Origin of the sequence: Nostoc sp. DedQUE04 (genome assembly GCF_034530995.1) — a bacterium.
GTDB lineage: Bacteria > Cyanobacteriota > Cyanobacteriia > Cyanobacteriales > Nostocaceae > Nostoc.
In genome coordinates, this window is sequence record NZ_JAVRCA010000060.1 from 14,628 (window position 1) to 31,956 (window position 17,329).

Below are 17,329 nucleotides of genomic sequence, written 5' to 3' on the forward strand. Positions count from 1 at the left end.
TCTTATTTCAGAATGGTGACGTTTTCCCCTGCTACGGGAAGATTTTGCCTGGAAATGACTTGATCGATCAAACCGTAGTTTTTTGCCTCTTCTGCCGACATAAAAAAGTCGCGCTCAGTATCTGCTTCTATTCTTTCTAAGGGTTGACCAGTATGGTGAGCCATTAGCTGATTCAACTTAGCCTTAACGTAAAGAATTTCTCTGGCTTGAATTTCAATGTCAATGGCTTGACCTTGAGCGCCACCAAGTGGTTGGTGAATCATAATCCGGGAGTCGGGCAGAGACATTCGCTTACCGGCAGCCCCTGCTGTCAACAAAAATGCCCCCATGCTCGCGGCTAATCCAAAACAGATGGTAACAACATCAGGGCGAATTTGCTGTATTGTATCATAGATTGCCATCCCTGCGTAGACGGAGCCGCCAGGAGAATTAACATACAGTTGGATGTCTTTTTCTGAGTCTTCGGCGTCTAGGAATAACAACTGAGCCACAATTGAGTTGGCTACGGCATCGTCTATTGGCGTTCCTAAAAAGATAATCCGCTCTCGCAGCAGGCGGGAGTAGATGTCGAAAGCTCTTTCTCCCATGCCAGATTGCTCTATCACCATCGGCACGATGTTGCTAGGGCTGCTTAACTGGGAGTTAATGTTTATTCGACTTAAGTTGCTGATTGGGGAATTTCCCGACTGCGATTCAAGCATACAAGCTTTCTTTGACGATTATTTAGGACAAATTTTTCAGCAGCGGATGCTGCCTTTTCAACGAATGGAATTTTTATAAGCTACGTGTTAACCATTATGCCTCATATAATTTCCTCTCGTGTAACACAGTATCAAGCTCAAGTGATAACAAGTGTCACTATTTGCCGAAAATTCATTAATTCTTTAATTATTTTGACTTCATCCCTGAGTCATGGGGCATGGGGCATTGGGCATTGGGTATTGGTTATTTTCCCCTGCTCTCTGCTCCCTCATCTCCCTTAGCTTACCCATTTCACCAGTACTTTAACTCAGAACTGGTGAACTCATGGTTGTGGGATTTTTTATTATCCTTCTGTAACTTCTGTAGAAGCTTCGGTGTTTTCTTCCTCAGTCTGAGGTGCATCAGCATCAGCATCTGATTCTGCGTCTTCCGTTTCCTCCGCAGTACTCAATGAACCTTCCGGTACAAGTTCAACTGATGAGTGTTCTAAGAGCCAATCGATGATTTTTTCGGTTAACAGTTCGTTTTCCACGATTGAGCGCAGTTTATCTTCATCAACGTCCTGTTCCTCCGAGTACTGTTCCAAAAGTTCTGTGACTCTGGCTGCGATTTCTTCTGGTGTTACCTCGATAGATTCGCGTTTGCCGATTTCTCGTAAGGATAAAGAGCGTTTGATGCGTTCAATTGCTTCAGTACGCGATCGCTCCCGCAATTGCGGAATAATATCTTGAGTAAACAGCTTTCTCACATCCAATCCCTGCTGAGACAGCCGGATTGCTGTTTGCGTTAGCATTGCATCCACTTCTTGCTCAATCAAGGTTGCTGGTAAGTCAACTTCTACCTGCTTGAGCAGTTCCGTTAACAAGGCTTCCTGCTTATTGGTTTTTGTTTTGTCGTCCGCCTCTTTTTGATATCGCTCTACCAAAGAAGCGCGTAACTCCTCTAAGGTTTCAAAATCGCTGATTTCCTGGGCGAAATCGTCATTTACTTCTGGTAGTTCCTTTTCTTTCAGTTCTTTGAGCGTCACGGTGAAAGTTGCTGCTTTTCCAGCTAAATCTTCATTAGCATAAGGATCTGGGAACTGTGCCGCAATTTCTTTCGTTTCTTCAGGATTCATCCCCACTATTCCCGAAATAAAGCCTGGAATAAACTTATCTTCCTGCAACTCAACTTGAAAATCAGTTGCTTCGGCTCCGGGAATCGGTTCTAGTTCACCTGTTTCGTCTTCGCCCTCAACTCTGGCGAATGAACCTTTAAAATCGACTACAGCAATATCGCCGATTTGAGCTGCACGTCCTTCTACAGGAATCAATGTCGCCAATTCTTGACGTTCCTTATCCAGCGTGTTCTCCACTTGCTCTGGATCGAACTTGACTTCTTCGGCCTTGGCTTGCAAATCAGTGTACTGCACTAGATTCACTTCTGGTTCTACATCCACAGCAGCCGAAATCGTCAAGGGTTTTCCCGGTTCATAATTATTAATCAAATCCTCAAAAGAGGAGCGCAATTGCGGCTGACCGATTGCTGGGATGGCTTCTTGTTTGACTGCTTGCTCAATGCCATCTTGAATTAGTTCTTCCAGCGCCGCTGCCTTGATTCGAGTTGTACCCAGCCGTTGTAGTAATATCGGCCGAGGCACCTTGCCTTTACGAAACCCAGGAATATTGGCAGTACTCGCTAAGTTTTTAATGACCTGTTCGTAAGTTTGCTTGGTAATTTCCGGCGTAATCTCTATTTCCAGGCCAATTTGGCTGGCGGGAAGTTTTTCCTGGGTAACTTTCATGCTTCGTCTCTAGTTTTCTGGTATTTTATACTCCGAGTACACACAAAACGCAATAAAATAATTGTTTGCGTTTATAGCTTGATGTCTCTTAGGGCAATGGAAGTTTGCCAAAAGGTCTTGTGACATCCAAGGATGGATGTTTGTCTTGGGGCAAAGATCCAGTTTACTGCCAATTATCAAGGACTTGATATTTTACTTTCATAACAATTTGGTTAATGGGGCATTGATATTAAGGGGGAGGTGATAGGGAAATAATCTGTAACCCTTACCCTGTCACCTCTACCCTGTAACCTAATACGCTATTCCCTTCTTCACCCCCAACTCACTCTAAAACTTGGGAATTAATTATTCAGTGGGCTAACGCCGTGATATCCTGGTCTCAAAGAGTGGTTAGTACCTCAAATTAAAGTTATAGTATTGAGTCTAGCTATTATCTAGCTATTATTAAGTTATGTGTGGTACAAGAGTGCATCTGTCACTTAACCACATAGCTCAGTTTTGTGTTGTGCTGGCTTTTTGCATTTAGCTCGTAGTATATTCATCATCTTTGGTAAACAAGTTTGTAGCCAATACATTTGTTTCTTTACAGGAAGGATGCTTATTAAACCCCTAAATGCAGATATCTCCCTTTTTCTGATAAATAGCGGTTTATTGTATAATATATAGTTATAGTTATTGATGAAAAAATCGGCGTTATTTTAAAATGCAACATTATAAAAAAATGTATTAAATATATAAAGATATATTAAATGAAAGAAAAATTTAAACCTATTTAAAATGTATTTCCAGACTGCGATCGCTATTTAAATATAACTAAATTGTCCATTGTTCCAAGAAATTGCAAATTAAGTCTCTTATAAGGAGGAAGCAAGTTTGTCGAAATCCTATCGTTTAGCTATTTTAGGAGCTACTGGTGCAGTAGGCACAGAGTTGCTGGAATTATTAGAAAGTCGTAATTTTCCGGTTGCTGACTTGAAGTTATTGGCATCAGAGCGGAGTGCGGGGCGATCGCTGCGGTTTAAAGGTGAAAATATACCAATAGAGGCAGTGAGCGATCGCGCCTTTGAAAATGTCGATATAGTACTAGCTAGTGCAGGCGGTTCCACATCCAAAACTTGGTCAGCAGTTGCTGTGGAAAAGGGCGCAGTGGTAATTGACAACTCCAGTGCTTTTCGGATGAACCCGGAAGTTCCCTTAGTAGTACCAGAGGTGAATCCCCAAGCCGCGGCGCATCACCAAGGCATTATTGCTAACCCCAACTGCACAACAATTTTAATGTCTGTGGCAGTCTGGCCATTGCATAAAGTTAAACCAGTGCAACGCATCGTCGCTGCAACCTACCAATCTGCTAGTGGTGCTGGGGCTAGGGCAATGGCAGAAGTTAAAACCCAAACAAGCGCTATACTACAAGGACAGCCAGCGATTGCCGAAATATTGCCTTATCCATTGGCATTTAATTTATTCCCGCATAACTCCCCATTAAACGATTTGGGTTACTGTGAGGAAGAAATGAAAATGGTCAACGAAACCCGAAAAATATTTGGTACGCAGCAAATCAGAATCACTGCAACCTGTATACGGGTTCCCGTACTCCGCGCTCACTCAGAAGCCATTAATTTAGAATTTGAGACTCCTTTTAGTGCGAAGGAAGCCAAAGAAATTTTAAATTCCTCCCCGGGAGTAAAATTGGTAGAAGATTGGGGAACGAATCATTTTCCGATGCCAATAGAAGCAACCGGTCGAGATGAAGTTTTAGTGGGAAGAATTCGCCAGGATATTTCTCATCCTTGTGGCTTGGAATTATGGTTATGTGGCGACCAAATTCGCAAAGGTGCAGCATTGAATGCAGTACAAATAGCCGAATTGTTAGTAGATAAAAATCTACTTAAACCATTAGCTATTAGTCATTAGTCACTTGTACTGAGCGTAGTCGTAAAGCCTGCGGCATAGCTACGCTTCGGGCGCAGCCTATCGTAGAGAAGTATTAGTCATTGGTAATTAGTAAAATGACAAATGACAAAGGACAAATAACAAATGACTAATGACACTTGAAAGCAATTTGCAGATAGGTTATTACAATAGAGAACCACCAAGATATAAAAACATGGGTAATCAGGAGTGAAAAAAGGGTGGGAGATTTTGGCAATGTTTTAACCGCTATGATTACGCCATTTAAAGCAGATGGTAGTGTCAACTATGATGTAGCGGCAGAACTGGCGGCGCATCTAGCTAACAACGGTACAGATACATTGGTGATGTGCGGCACAACCGGAGAATCCCCGACACTAAGTTGGGATGAGGAATACCAGTTGTTTGTCGAGGTATTGCAGTCCGTGGCCGGAAAAGCCAAGGTAATCGCAGGTTGTGGATCGAATTCCACCAAAGAAGCGATCGCAGCCACCCAAAAAGCGTCTAAAATAGGAGTACATGGTTCCTTACAAGTTGTTCCTTATTACAACAAACCGCCGCAAGCGGGATTGGAAGCGCACTTTAAGGCAATAGCACAAGCCTGTCCCGACTTACCGTTGTTGTTATATAATGTCCCAGGTCGTACCGGACAAAACCTTCAGCCAGAAACAGTTGCCCGGTTAGCTGAGGTTAACAATATTGTCGGGATTAAAGAATCCACTGGTAATATAGATCAGGCTAGCGTTATTCGTCGCTTGACACCAAAAGAATTCCACATCTATTCTGGTGATGATTACATGACTTTGCCCTTGTTAGCGATCGGGGCAAAGGGTGTGGTAAGTGTGGCTTCTCATCTGGTAGGAAACCAACTACAGCAGATGATTCAAGCTTTTAGGGCGGGAAAAGTTGAGGTAGCAAGCGACATTCATCTCCAATTATTTCCGTTGTTTAAAGCTTTATTTCTTACTTCAAATCCCATTCCAGTGAAAAAAGCACTCCAACTTCAAGGTTGGGAGGTTGGTTCAACTCGTCCGCCGCTATGTGAAGCTGATTTAGAAGTAAGTCAAAAGTTAGAAGCGATTCTGGAAGAACTTAGTTTAATTTAACCACCAGCTATTTAAATGTTGATAGTCTCCTCCTTGCCAAAGATACATATACACAACGATCGTAATTGTTCATAAGTTGCATTTAAAAACCTGTGCTAGGACTGATAGATATACTATGAATCCTTGAGTTTTACAGTTGATTTTATTGAATAAAAAATTGAAATCTTCAATTAAAACTTGATTGCTTTGGGACTGGCTTAAAAGACAGATGTTGTCTGAAATACAAGGAAAGTTAACTATCAACTTAATTAATCAAAAGTAACAATCTAAGGAGAAAATGGCTAAAAACGAAGCTAATAATTCCGCCTTGAAAATTATTCCTTTGGGCGGTTTGCATGAAATTGGTAAAAATACCTGTCTTTTCGAGTATGACGATGAAATTATCCTGTTAGATGCAGGATTAGCTTTTCCCACAGAAATGATGCATGGAGTCAATATTGTTTTACCAGATATGACCTATCTGCGGGAAAATCGGCACAAAATTAAAGGGATGATCGTGACTCACGGTCATGAAGACCATATCGGCGGGATTGCTTTTCATCTCAAGCAATTTGATATTCCGGTGATCTATGGCCCCAGATTAGCAATGGCAATGCTAGAGGGTAAATTAGAAGAAGCAGGAGTCCGCGATCGCACAGAAATCAGAACAGTTCTACCACGTGATGTGGTGCGGATTGGCAAAAACTTTTTAGTTGAATATATCCGTAATACTCACTCCATCGCTGATAGTTTCACAGTTGCCATTCATACTCCCCTGGGTGTAGTTATTCACACAGGGGATTTTAAAATCGATCACACCCCAGTGGATGGTGAAAAGTTTGACTTGCAACGCCTAGCAGAACATGGAGAAAAAGGCGTTCTTTGTTTGCTAAGTGATTCCACTAACTCAGAAGTGCCAGGATTTACACCTTCAGAACGTTCAGTTTATCCCAATCTGGAGAGAGTATTTAGTCAAGCACCTGGGCGATTATTTGTCACGACCTTTGCTTCTAGCGTCCATCGCATCAACATGATTTTGGATATTGCCAAGAAGCAGAATCGTGTAGTGACAGTTGTCGGGCGTTCCATGCTGAACTTGATTGCTCATGCCCGCAATTTAGGTTACATCAAGTGTGAAGATAATCTGTTGCAACCATTGCACGCTGTCCGCAACCTACCCGATGAAAGAGTGCTGATTTTAACTACAGGTTCTCAGGGTGAATTGATGGCAGCCATGACCCGCATTGCTAACAAAGAACATCCTCACATTAAAATCCGCGAAGGAGATACGGTAGTATTCTCTGCTAACCCAATTCCCGGAAATACGATCGCTGTAGTCAACACCATTGATAAATTAATGATTCAAGGTGCGAAAGTGGTCTATGGACGGGATAAAGGAATTCACGTCTCCGGTCATGGCTGTCAGGAAGAACAAAAACTGATGATTGCCTTAACTCGACCGAAATTCTTTGTGCCATTTCACGGCGAACATCGGATGCTAGTGAAGCACGCAGAAACGGCTCAGAGTATGGGCATTCCCGCAGAAAACACGATTATCATTCAGAATGGTGATATTGTCGAATTGACAGAAGATGCCATTTGCGTCGCTGGGAAAGTGCCATCTGGTATAGAACTGGTGGATACTACTAGTTCGGGTATGGTAAGTGCGAAAGTGCTGCAAGAACGGCAACGCATGGCTTCAGAAGGCATCATCACGATCGCAGCTGCCATTGATTGGAATGGTAAACTGTTAGCAAAACCAGAAACTCACCTCCGAGGTGTAGTGACAAGTGTAGAGCGATCGCTCCTGCAAACCTGGGTAAAACAACGCATTGAAGAAATCCTCACGGTGCGCTGGACAGAATTTGCTCCTGAGCAAGGTGAAGCAGCAGATATAGACTGGGGTGGATTGCAAGGTACTTTAGAACGAGAATTGCAACGTTCCATCCGTCGGGAATTGCAATGTCAACCATCTGTGACTTTATTGATGCAAATCCCTGATGAGCCACCTGTGAAAGTTGCTGATGGGAGAAGACGGCGGACTCGAACTGCTGCTCAGGTAGCATCGTAGGCTAAGATCGCAATTTAATGTAGAAGCGCAGAGACGAAGATTTTTTCTGAACGTCTTTGCGCTTTTATGTAAGATATAGTCTCTTATCATGGGTACAGAAGCCGAGCGGTTTGTATTTGCCTATAGTTATTGGAGGCGATCGCTATGACTAAAACACCAATAAAAATTAATACTCTGGAAGAGTATATAAATTTTGATGATGGCACCGACAAGCGCTATGAAATTCAGGATGAGGTGCTGGTAGAAATGCCTCCTGGTACTGGCAAACATGAGGCGATTATCACCCTACTGTTAATTCGCTTTTTTTTAGAAATTCAAAAAATGGGATTGTCTTTACAACCGCGCCCTAACGGTACAGAGGTGCTGACCAATAAACAACTTAGAAGACCTGATGTTTGTGTAATTACTAATGAACAGGCAAAAAGTATTGAGAGTACCTCAGCTATTCTTAAGACTGCCCCACCCCTTTTAGTTGAGGTAGTTAGTCTCGAATCTATTGACCGAGACTATAACCAAAAAACCTCTGAGTATGCGGCGATGGGTGTGGTCGAGTATTGGATTGTTGACCCCCTGGAAAATAAAGTAACTGTGTGTTTACTAAATCAGGGCAGTTACAAGCAAACTGTGTTTATCGAAGACCAACGGATTGTTTCTCAAACGTTTCCAGCATTAACCCTGACAGCCCAGCAGGTGTTTTCAGCTTAAGGTTGTTTGGTTCCTTTGCGTGAAATCAAAAAAATACTGGTTGCGTTCGTCGTTCGCGCAGCGTCTCCGAAAGGAGAAGACGTTGCCGTTGGCGAAGCCTCTCGAAGAGAAGGCATCGCCTAAATTTTGCAATGTTCAAATTGGCAGAGCGAGCTAACTTGTTAGGTTGCTGTCGCCTCAAGCAACTCCAACCAATATCTCCTCATTTTTCTCGGCTGCTGAAAAATACAAATCTTTCCACCGCTCGAAGTCGTCAAAACACGATTCATCTCTTGCAAACAGTGTTTCAGGATCGAACTGTCGAAAAATGCTGGCTCCTTCACTGACTAGCTCACGGGATATCAGTCCCAATGACTCCTCTGCTGACAATAGAGTTGGAGCAAGAGTTTGATCTCCGAACATGAGCTTTTCAACAATCTCATCGGCATTCGCAAACTTTCTTCTCGATAGCTCTTGCGACAAACGTTTCTCGATCTCAACAGATGTTTTTTCTAGTGATGCTGTCCTATCTTCAATCCCTGGATAGGCTTGACGAGTAAGCCTTAACTCAGACCGCAATTGGGCGATTACCCGATCTGCTTCTAGTTCAGATCCAAAAATCTCTTGGTGTGTTTCGATAAAATCTTCAAGGATTTCATTAATCTCTTCAGGCTCAATTTCAAAAAAGCGGAAAATGCCGCAACCATAGGGGAAAAGATAACCTACAAGGATGCTGAGTGCCTTATCACCTTGAAGGCGTGCATACAGTGTACTGGAAGGAGGAATTGCCCTGTAGAGTACAGAAACACCCATAAGCAAGCTCATCTGAATTTTAACGCTTCAGACTATATCATTCTCAAATCGCACTGCCAACCTAAGTTTTGTGAAATGCAATCGATTCTACTTGCTCAAAACTCACTACTTTTACGGTATTCAGCCAGCAATGAACAAGACACACTTACGTGAAAAAGTGGGAACACGGAGAGGAAAAATGCCTTCTAGGGTATTATCGATGTTTATACTTAGCAAAAATTCTTTTAGAAAGACCTTATATTAAGTTCTGTAAATGTTACACTAAAACCTATCCAATGATGGATGTCTTTATTAAAATTTAAACTGTGTCAAGTTATGAACAAGATCGTAATATTACACTACCGATCCCCAGAAATTTGCGATTAACTTGACGTAGTAATAAATTAGGTTCTGACTTAAAGTGGCTAATCAGGTATTACATTATATCGCAGTCAGAACGCGATTTTTCCGGGAAAGTTCGTTGCCACGTTGTATATATTCATCAAAAAGGTGAATAGCCTCAATAACACAGAGGGTTAACCATGAAGGTATTCGACAATACCACAAAAAAGATTTTTCTGGCTAGCTGGGTATCAATCAATCAAGCAGAGACTACTGACCATAAAGTAACCCAGTTAAACCATTCTCCTTCCAAGCCTTATTGGGATATTCTCCAACCCTTACGGCAGCGAGTAGAAAACATTCAAGTCCGCGATCGCCAATTAGCTCACCGTTTGTGCAAACTGATTCCATCTCAGTGCCCCTTTGAGCGCGATGTCAAATTATTTGGCAAGACCTTGTTTCACATCCCGCCGATGTGCAAGCTCAACCCCTTATATGAAGAAGTGGTTGGTTTACGTTTCCGAGCGATGTGCTATCTAGCCGATGAATGCGGCGAAGATATATCTCAGTACTGTTGAGGGAAAAGTTAGGAGTAAGGAATAACGACTCAGGGATCAATAATATAACTCCTAACTCCTAACTCTCTGCTATTTTTTACTATTTTTTTACTATTTCTTTTGCCATTTTTGGATGGCATCCTGAGCATCTTCGTAAGCGCCTGTCTCCTCTGGCACTAAGGCTGCGGTTGCAATTGCGGCATTACGTTCTCCTTCGGCGGCGCGACGCTTTGCCAAGTCTAAAATTTTCTCACTCCATTTATCGATCGATTTTTGGGCAGTATCGAAGCCTGGTTGTCCGGGTGGTACTTTCTTGGCAACTTCGATCGCCCGATTGTAGGTAGATGCCTGTTCGGGCTTAATTAAGGCATTCGCTGCATCTAAAAGAGTTTTGTTACTCACATACTGCTTACCCTCTAAGCGCCACAGGTTAATTGCTGCTTGTGCCTTCGCGTAGGGGGCTTCATCTTTGGTAATTAATCGAGCCGCAGCAATAGCGCTTGCATACTGTCTTTGTTTAGCACGACCTTCTGCTAAATCTAAAATCATCTGGCTCCAAATCTTAATATTCTCTTGAGCTTGTTCGTACAGTGGTTCACCAGGTTGAATTTTTCGGGCTGTAGCGATCGCCATACTCAAATCGCTCGCCTGAGTTTGTCTGAGCGACATTTTCGCCAGGTCTAATACTGCTTGATTCCGCTTTTTCGACTCGGAACTAGAGGTTATTTGGGCGCTAGATTGATTTTTGAGTCTAACTGGTGAAGTGCGTAGGCGTAGCCCGCCGGAGACATCGCTTGGTAAATTCTCGACAACCTGGCGATCGCTAACAGTAGCATTGGGTAATGCACTTGATATTTGCTTAATTCTAAAAGTTTCTTGATTACGCAGAAAAACTACGGCGATTAAACCTGCTACCAGTAAGCTGCCTCCGCCCCACAAGATAAACTGTTTCCAAAAAGGGATGCTTGGCTGATTCGCTGGCAATCGAGAGACGTAACCTTTAGAGGAATTGGGGATAAATCTTCCTTTGGTATTCACTCCCAAGGAAGTTTCCGGCATTGGCTGGGCAACTAATCCGCCACCTGACTCTTGGACTTTTTGACCTTTCGCCTGTTGGGAGGAGTTAACACTAGCTTCTCTCCGTCTGCCCTGAGTTGCTGAAGTTTTAGAGGAATCGTCAAGGGGAGGGGCTGCAAGAGCAACAGCAAAAGATTCTTCAGGATAAATTATCGGTTCTGGCTGAAAATCACTTTCCATTGCCAATTTTGGCAAGATTACTTGCTGCCTTGATGGGATGATCGTGGCGGGGTTTTGGATAGGACGCCAGTGGTGGTGACATAACTTTGGCACGATCAGGCTGAGGTAGCTTTCTAAATCTGCCAAGTTGCTGCCATTACCAGAACGCAAAGCTTCTAACAAAGCTGCTGTAAAGAATCCGTGACCTAATTCGCTACTCTCATGGGAAAATTGCTCTGGTTGGCAAGAAAGAATTGTCGCCAGTTGTAGTTCTTGGGCGAGTTCTATTGTTTCTTCACCAACGGGGGCATCCGCTTGAGTGCCAAAGGCGCGGTTGATATCGAGTAGTAGCAATACATTTAGGTCAGCAAGTTGCAGACTTTGCATTAGCGATCGCAATTCTATGCCAGTCTCTTGCACCAGTTCCGGGTTGCCCTCTGCTGGCATTAAGTAATCTTTACCCTTGTAATTGACTCCATAGCCGCTAAAGAATAACCACAGATAGTCTTCCGGTTGCCAACTTGTTGCTGCCAAATCTTCAAGCAGCAGCAAAATATTCTCCTTCGTCGGGTAAGTCGATCTATCCCCAATCGGCGGCGAAGTATCTGTCATGACTAGACAGTGCTTGGGGAGAAAACCTGCCTCTGTCACCAAAAAATCTTCTAGTGCCTCAGCATCTGCTTGGGCACAACTTAAAGGTTGAAATAACTGATATTGATTGATACCAATCGCGATCGCCCAGTAATTTGCCATCCCGCTCTTTGTCAGTTATTGTTGTTTGCTGGTCTTAAAATTGCGGTTGGCTTTGCCAAAAAAACAAAGCTAACCTATGTCTTATAGTCTAGGTGATTCTGATTGAATCTTAAGTTAGAATGTAATTTTTATTACGTTAATTAGCCGGAAAATACCTTTACCTAATTTCAATAACAGATTATTACTAAGGAGATAGAAGGTCATGAGCAAAATTTCTGCTCACCTACCATCATCGCTCGCTCCCTTTTCAGTTATTAGCCAAATTGCCAGAAGAATCCGGATAATTCCTTTAGTAGTTTTGCTTATATCTACTGTTCCTGCGTGGTTTTTGATGGAAGCGATCGCACCGCAGCTTGTGCGAGCTTACACCGCTAGAGTCGATCTAGCTATTGACCGCCTGCCAGAAGAAAACTATGAAACCGTTCTCAGGAGAGCGGAAGCGGTCGCTAGGGCAGCTGCTCAAAGGAGCTTCGATCAAGATATCTTGGTGACAGATGTTTCCATCATTGTATCCGTACAAAATTATGGAGCGATCGCACCAGTCCTGACATTAGATGTCAGTCGTCCTCAATGGCGATCGCGCCCTGATGCTCAAAATTGGGCCACTTACTTCAAAACTGCGCGATCTTTACTTTTCTTTGAAAATAACTCCAATCAAGTTCCAGCAGCTAGCGTTGTGTCAACGCCAAAATGACGGGTTGAGCTTGAAGTCCGAGCCAAAGCTTTCTTGGCTCGGAACCTTGGGGGATTTAAAAAAAGTCATTAGACCTCTTGCAAAAATATATTTTTGCACTCTTAGGGAAAAGGTAAAAGGTTAAAGGGAAAGGATTTTGAGTTTTTTTACCCTTTACCCCGACTTTTGCAAGAAATCTATTGTTTCTGTTCTTGCGTCTTAGCGTCAGTCTTAACCCAACTTACTTATTCCTGACTCAACTATTGTCTTTGGCGTCAGTGGATGGCCTAGAATAAGAAGGTTGTCAAAAATCGCGATATCTGCTGACATGGCTGTTCCTAAGAAGAAAACTTCCAAATCAAAACGAGATAAACGTCGAGCTACCTGGAGGCATAAAGCCGTCGTTGAAGCTCAGAAAGCCCTATCTCTGGGCAAGTCAATTTTGACTGGACGTTCTACATTTGTTTATCCAGCTGCTGAAGAAGAGGAAGAAGAATCATAATTTCTCAATCAGGAAAAGCACGAACAGCACCGATAGATTTGATTGCCAAACTCAACAATCAAACTTCTGATCGCTAGATAAATGCTTTTTCTTAGCTTTCCTGATTGCATTATGAATCATAAACACTCTACATAAGCTCATTAGATCGAAAAAAATTGGTAGTGAGTAATTGGAAATATCCATTACCCATTACCTATCATTCAAGAGTTCATATAAAGAGTAAAACATCTGATACTGTTGGCAACTCAGCAAAAAAGCTTGTAAACATCTTGAGAAAACTTATTTTTCTCTAATTATGATAGGAAAATTTTTTCAGAAACCAGGTAAAGAAGAAAGCGATCGCGTCCCTCCTGGTCAACACTTAGCTAAAGGTTTTCCCGTATTAACTTACGGCGAAACTCCCCAAGTCAGCACTGAGGAATGGGAGTTTCAAGTTTGGGGTTTAGCAAAATCTGCTACCTTTAGCTGGTCAGACTTTATGGCGCTACCTCAACACGAATTCACAGCTGACTTCCACTGTGTAACGCGCTGGTCTAAACTTGATGTCAAATGGACTGGCATTAAAGTTACAGATTTCATGGGTCTGATTGAATTAGACCCAAAAGTAGCCCACGTTATGGAACACTGCTATGGCGGCTACACCACCAATATTTCTCTAGAAGATTTTCTGCGTGAAGAAAACTTCTTTGCTTTTAAAGTCTTTGGTGAAGACCTTCCATCTGAACACGGTGGGCCGATGCGGCTAGTTGTACCCCACCTCTACGCTTGGAAAAGTGCTAAGTGGATTAATGGATTGGAATTTTTAGCTGCGGAAGAACTTGGTTTTTGGGAGCGCAATGGCTACCATCGCCGTGGTGAACCTTGGGCTGAGGAGCGTTACAGCAACGCTTTTGGGATGTAATAATTAATAGTTAAAAGTTAGAAATTAGGAGTTAAGAATTTAGAGTTAAAAATTCATAATTCATAACTCCTAACTATTAACTTTTTTAACCCAGAAGTTTCTTGATAAACGGCAATTTGCCCTGATATGGAGCGTATCGCCATTTTAAATCGAGCCAGAAGGAGTTTTGCAATACACTTTTCTTATGTGAAAAGGTGTCAAAACTAGCTTTGCCGTGATAGTTGCCAATACCGCTATCTCCCACTCCACCAAATGGTAAAGACGAGACACCAACCTGCATAACTGTGTCGTTAATACAAACTCCACCAGAGGAAGTTTCCTGCAAAACTCGCTTTTGCAGGTTTTTATCTTGAGAAAATAAGTATAACGCCAAAGGTTTGGGTCTAGAGTTAATCAAGGCGATCGCTTCTGCAATGTCAGTATATTCAATGATGGGTAAAATAGGCCCAAAGATTTCTTCCTGCATAACAGAATCTTCTAGTGAGACATTATCAATTAGTGTTGGAGCAATATAACGTTCTGAAGGTTGATTTTCTCCACCGATGACAACTTCACCGTCTTTGAGAAAACTAACCAATCTCTCAAAGTGCTTTTGACTGATAATGCGGGCATAATCAGGACTGCTTGCTGGATTCTCGCCATAAAATTCTTTTAAAGATTTTTCCAGACCATCTATTAAATCTTTCTTGATTGTTTTATTAACTAAAAGATAGTCAGGGGCGATACAAGTTTGTCCAGCATTAATGAATTTTCCCCAAGTAATTCGTCTGACAGTATGTTCAATATTAATGTCAGTATCTACAATGCAAGGACTTTTGCCACCCAATTCTAAAGTCACTGGTGTGAGATATTTTGCTGCTGCTGCCATGATGATTTTGCCAACGGCTGTACCACCAGTAAAAAAGATATGGTCAAACTTTTCTGCAAGTAGTTTTTGACTTGCTTCCACGCCTCCTTCTACTACTGCAAGATAAGCAGGGTCAAAATGTTTGGCGATAATCTTAGCTATGACATCAGACGTATGAGAAGCAATTTCTGAAGGTTTGATAATTGCACAATTACCGGCTGCGATCGCACCTATTAACGGTGAGATAATTAACTGAAATGGATAGTTCCAAGGCCCGATAATTAAGACAACCCCTAATGGTTCTGGATAAATTTTTGCTGAGTAGGAAAAAAAATCCCAGGAAACCGCTGCTTTTTGGGGTTTACTCCAGTTTTGAAGATGTTTGATGGCGTAATCAATATCCTTAATTACGCTGATTTCTGTAAGATAAGTTTCTACTTCTGGTTTATGTAAATCCGCTTGTAATGCCTCGACTATTGACTGTTCATGTTCGATAATTGCTTGCTTAAGATTTTTCAGTTGTTCAATGCGAAAAGTTACATCTTTAGTTTTGCCCGTTTGAAAAAACTCTCGCTGAGTCTGGATAATATTGCCAATGTTAGATAATTCAGTGGTAATCATTGTTTTTTCCTATTAAAAACTATTTGTTTAATGCTGTTATCTCAGCATATTTGATTTTTCAATTGTTAGCATTTGATTTTCTGATTTAATTTTTTACTTTAAATTATCGTAGATACTAGTAAGGTTATAAATCATGAATTACCAGGATAAAAAACTCTATAATTCATAATTTATAATTACTAGTTTTTCATGCTTTGGTGGGTAGAAGCACAATAAATACACTACCTTTGCCCAACTCGGAATTAAGCAGAATAATGCCTTGATGTGCCTCGACAATTCGACGAGCAAGATACAGTCCTAAGCCACTACCAGAACTCTTATGACTGCCTTGGCGAAATCGTTCAAATATAGTGGCTTGTTCTTCAGGGCGAATACCTGGGCCAGTATCCGCTATTTCAATTCTAATGTAGTCAACGGAATTGGATGTTTCAGAGAACTGAGATTGATTACTTTTGTTGAAATGGCGTTGAGAAGTAAAACGAATAGTAATAGACCCGGAGTCGGTAAATTTGATCGCATTTCCGATGAGATTGGTAAATAAACGATGTAGTTCCAAGCGATCGCCCATCACTGTATTTGTGACTGACTCTTCAGTAACATCCAAATTTAGGGACAGTGTTTTATCTTGAGCTAAGGGTGACAATTCTCCAGTCACTTCATCTAGTAATTGACCCAGATTAACCGGTTGAAACGCCAAACTTTTGCGACCCGCTTCAAAACGATAAACTTCCAATAAAGTATTCACCATAGAAAGCAGGTTGATATTGCTACGGGCCATGATGGCGATTACTTCCTGCATTTGCGTTGATAATGTTCCCAATGCCCCTTGCTGAAATAGCATCAACATTCGATCGGCAGCTACCAAGGGAGTGCGTAAGTCGTGGGTGAGACGGGAGACAAAATCTTCTCGCTGGCGGGCAATTTCATCACGTTCATCCATACTATGCTTCAAACGCAGGAGCGATCGCACTCGTGCCAGCAATTCGTCTACTGTTACAGGTTTGCGGATAAAATCATCAGCACCCAAGTCTAGTCCGTGGGCGACGTTGGGCGCATCGTGGGCAGTTATTAACAATATGGGAATGTATTGCGGCAATTTCATATCACCGCGAATGTGCTTGGTGACTTCGTACCCGTCCATACCTGGCATCATCAAATCCAGCAGAACTAAATCACAAGGAGAAGCTTTCAATTCTGCCAAGGCCGAAATTCCATTTTCGGCGGTGCTAATGGTGTAACCTTCTTCCTCCAAAATAGTTTTGATCAAAAACACGTTATCAGGAGAGTCATCAACAACCAGAATTTTGTCAGAGCGAGAAGATTGTGAAGTCATATAGATGCAAGATACGAGATAAAAGTAAATTTTTAGAGAAATTGCTTTCTTGGTATAGTTTTACTAGATATTACCCTTAGATATATTTTCTTCAAAAAAAATTGTTTATCTAACAAATTTATACAAATTGACTTTCAAAACAACTTTACTTACCTTTTTTAGATATAGCCACAAGCTAATTAAATTATGGCTTGTAAGCTTCTAGAACTGAATACAGAGGATGGGGGCACGATTTTGGTAGCAGTTGAACTACCAGATGCATCAGTAGGTCGTGTATCGCCCACTGGTGAGTTACTCATAGAAAAAGTAGAGGCTAACTTCGATGCAGTCAAGGAATTGATTGTTCGCAGGTGTCGCCCAATTACAAAGGCATTTCGTACCTTGCAGCAAGAATCACAACCTGTAAGCAAAGAAGTTGAGTTTGGGGTAAATTTTACCGCCAAAGGCTCGGTTTATGTGGTCGAATCCACTGGGCAGGCATTACTGAAGGTGAAAATAACTTGGAAACTGGCACTTGAAGAAAACAAGTAATAAATTTT

Annotated in this window: 15 protein-coding genes; 9 read left to right on the top strand and 6 right to left on the bottom strand. The window is 42.0% G+C overall.

All coding sequences use genetic code 11. From position 1 onward, the window contains the following. Window positions 1-2: 2 nt before the first annotated feature. Both clpP and tig read right to left on the bottom strand, forming a co-directional pair. The gene (gene clpP / locus RM049_RS30175) at window positions 3-701 is read right to left on the bottom strand and encodes an ATP-dependent Clp endopeptidase proteolytic subunit ClpP (protein WP_104905916.1); all 699 of its coding nucleotides are present in this window, start codon (window positions 699-701) and stop codon (window positions 3-5) included. Window positions 702-1,045: 344 nt separating this feature from the next. Continuing rightward, window positions 1,046-2,485, bottom strand: coding sequence for a trigger factor (tig, locus tag RM049_RS30180; RefSeq protein WP_322706785.1), 1,440 nt, complete (start codon window positions 2,483-2,485; stop codon window positions 1,046-1,048). Window positions 2,486-3,358: 873 nt separating this feature from the next. Here tig and RM049_RS30185 point away from each other — a divergent pair. The 4 genes from RM049_RS30185 to RM049_RS30200 all read left to right on the top strand — a co-directional run bounded on the left by RM049_RS30185 (window position 3,359) and on the right by RM049_RS30200 (window position 8,254). After that, on the top strand, window positions 3,359-4,396 hold the full coding sequence (locus RM049_RS30185) for an aspartate-semialdehyde dehydrogenase (RefSeq protein WP_322706786.1): 1,038 nt from the start codon (window positions 3,359-3,361) through the stop codon (window positions 4,394-4,396). Window positions 4,397-4,614: 218 nt separating this feature from the next. After that, window positions 4,615-5,499, top strand: a complete 885-nt coding sequence (dapA, locus tag RM049_RS30190; RefSeq protein WP_322706787.1) for a 4-hydroxy-tetrahydrodipicolinate synthase — start codon at window positions 4,615-4,617, stop codon at window positions 5,497-5,499. 277 nt (window positions 5,500-5,776) lie between these two features. Further along, window positions 5,777-7,549, top strand: coding sequence for a ribonuclease J (locus RM049_RS30195; RefSeq protein ID WP_322669677.1), 1,773 nt, complete (start codon window positions 5,777-5,779; stop codon window positions 7,547-7,549). 144 nt (window positions 7,550-7,693) lie between these two features. Then, entirely contained in the window at window positions 7,694-8,254 is a 561-nt protein-coding gene (locus RM049_RS30200; RefSeq protein ID WP_322706788.1) for a Uma2 family endonuclease, read from the top strand. Between the two features lie 177 nt (window positions 8,255-8,431). Here the strand turns inward: RM049_RS30200 and RM049_RS30205 are convergent, their stop codons facing one another. Next, window positions 8,432-9,046, bottom strand: a complete 615-nt coding sequence (locus RM049_RS30205; protein WP_322706789.1) for a hypothetical protein — start codon at window positions 9,044-9,046, stop codon at window positions 8,432-8,434. Between the two features lie 521 nt (window positions 9,047-9,567). On the opposite strand from RM049_RS30205, the gene RM049_RS30210 reads away from it, so the two are divergent. Continuing rightward, a complete protein-coding gene (locus RM049_RS30210) occupies window positions 9,568-9,945 on the top strand; it encodes a Mo-dependent nitrogenase C-terminal domain-containing protein (protein ID WP_322684865.1) in 378 nt (125 codons plus the stop codon). A gap of 90 nt (window positions 9,946-10,035) precedes the next feature. Here RM049_RS30210 and RM049_RS30215 read toward each other — a convergent pair whose 3' ends face one another. Further along, window positions 10,036-11,913 (bottom strand): caspase family protein, encoded by a 1,878-nt coding sequence (locus RM049_RS30215; RefSeq protein ID WP_322706790.1) that lies wholly within the window; start codon window positions 11,911-11,913, stop codon window positions 10,036-10,038. 202 nt (window positions 11,914-12,115) lie between these two features. Here RM049_RS30215 and RM049_RS30220 point away from each other — a divergent pair, with 202 nt between their 5' ends. From RM049_RS30220 to RM049_RS30230, 3 genes are all read left to right on the top strand, one after another. Continuing rightward, window positions 12,116-12,607, top strand: coding sequence for a hypothetical protein (locus tag RM049_RS30220; RefSeq protein ID WP_322668704.1), 492 nt, complete (start codon window positions 12,116-12,118; stop codon window positions 12,605-12,607). A gap of 307 nt (window positions 12,608-12,914) precedes the next feature. Continuing rightward, window positions 12,915-13,088, top strand: coding sequence for a 50S ribosomal protein L32 (rpmF, locus tag RM049_RS30225; RefSeq protein ID WP_094328804.1), 174 nt, complete (start codon window positions 12,915-12,917; stop codon window positions 13,086-13,088). Window positions 13,089-13,383: 295 nt separating this feature from the next. After that, complete coding sequence (locus tag RM049_RS30230; RefSeq protein WP_322706791.1) at window positions 13,384-13,989, top strand: sulfite oxidase-like oxidoreductase; 606 nt, start codon at window positions 13,384-13,386, stop codon at window positions 13,987-13,989. Between the two features lie 85 nt (window positions 13,990-14,074). Here the strand turns inward: RM049_RS30230 and RM049_RS30235 are convergent, their stop codons facing one another. Then, window positions 14,075-15,457: an aldehyde dehydrogenase gene (locus RM049_RS30235; RefSeq protein ID WP_322706792.1), complete on the bottom strand. Its 1,383-nt coding sequence runs from the start codon at window positions 15,455-15,457 to the stop codon at window positions 14,075-14,077. Window positions 15,458-15,644: 187 nt separating this feature from the next. Continuing rightward, window positions 15,645-16,790: a hybrid sensor histidine kinase/response regulator gene (locus tag RM049_RS30240; protein WP_322706793.1), complete on the bottom strand. Its 1,146-nt coding sequence runs from the start codon at window positions 16,788-16,790 to the stop codon at window positions 15,645-15,647. 186 nt (window positions 16,791-16,976) lie between these two features. Here RM049_RS30240 and RM049_RS30245 point away from each other — a divergent pair, with 186 nt between their 5' ends. Then, window positions 16,977-17,321, top strand: a complete 345-nt coding sequence (locus RM049_RS30245; protein WP_322687652.1) for a CU044_2847 family protein — start codon at window positions 16,977-16,979, stop codon at window positions 17,319-17,321. Window positions 17,322-17,329 lie beyond the last annotated feature (8 nt).

Excerpts from the sequence above, each read along its gene's own strand:
- RM049_RS30235 (WP_322706792.1), bottom strand. The coding sequence starts at position 15,457 with ATGATTACCACTGAATTATCTAACATTGGCAATATTATCCAGACTCAG.
- RM049_RS30205 (WP_322706789.1), bottom strand. The coding sequence starts at position 9,046 with ATGGGTGTTTCTGTACTCTACAGGGCAATTCCTCCTTCCAGTACACTG.
- RM049_RS30220 (WP_322668704.1), top strand. The coding sequence starts at position 12,116 with ATGAGCAAAATTTCTGCTCACCTACCATCATCGCTCGCTCCCTTTTCA.
- RM049_RS30210 (WP_322684865.1), top strand. The coding sequence starts at position 9,568 with ATGAAGGTATTCGACAATACCACAAAAAAGATTTTTCTGGCTAGCTGG.
- RM049_RS30195 (WP_322669677.1), top strand. The coding sequence starts at position 5,777 with ATGGCTAAAAACGAAGCTAATAATTCCGCCTTGAAAATTATTCCTTTG.
- RM049_RS30245 (WP_322687652.1), top strand. The coding sequence starts at position 16,977 with ATGGCTTGTAAGCTTCTAGAACTGAATACAGAGGATGGGGGCACGATT.
- RM049_RS30215 (WP_322706790.1), bottom strand. The coding sequence starts at position 11,913 with ATGGCAAATTACTGGGCGATCGCGATTGGTATCAATCAATATCAGTTA.
- clpP (WP_104905916.1), bottom strand. The coding sequence starts at position 701 with ATGCTTGAATCGCAGTCGGGAAATTCCCCAATCAGCAACTTAAGTCGA.
- rpmF (WP_094328804.1), top strand. The coding sequence starts at position 12,915 with ATGGCTGTTCCTAAGAAGAAAACTTCCAAATCAAAACGAGATAAACGT.
- tig (WP_322706785.1), bottom strand. The coding sequence starts at position 2,485 with ATGAAAGTTACCCAGGAAAAACTTCCCGCCAGCCAAATTGGCCTGGAA.
- RM049_RS30240 (WP_322706793.1), bottom strand. The coding sequence starts at position 16,790 with ATGACTTCACAATCTTCTCGCTCTGACAAAATTCTGGTTGTTGATGAC.
- RM049_RS30200 (WP_322706788.1), top strand. The coding sequence starts at position 7,694 with ATGACTAAAACACCAATAAAAATTAATACTCTGGAAGAGTATATAAAT.
- RM049_RS30230 (WP_322706791.1), top strand. The coding sequence starts at position 13,384 with ATGATAGGAAAATTTTTTCAGAAACCAGGTAAAGAAGAAAGCGATCGC.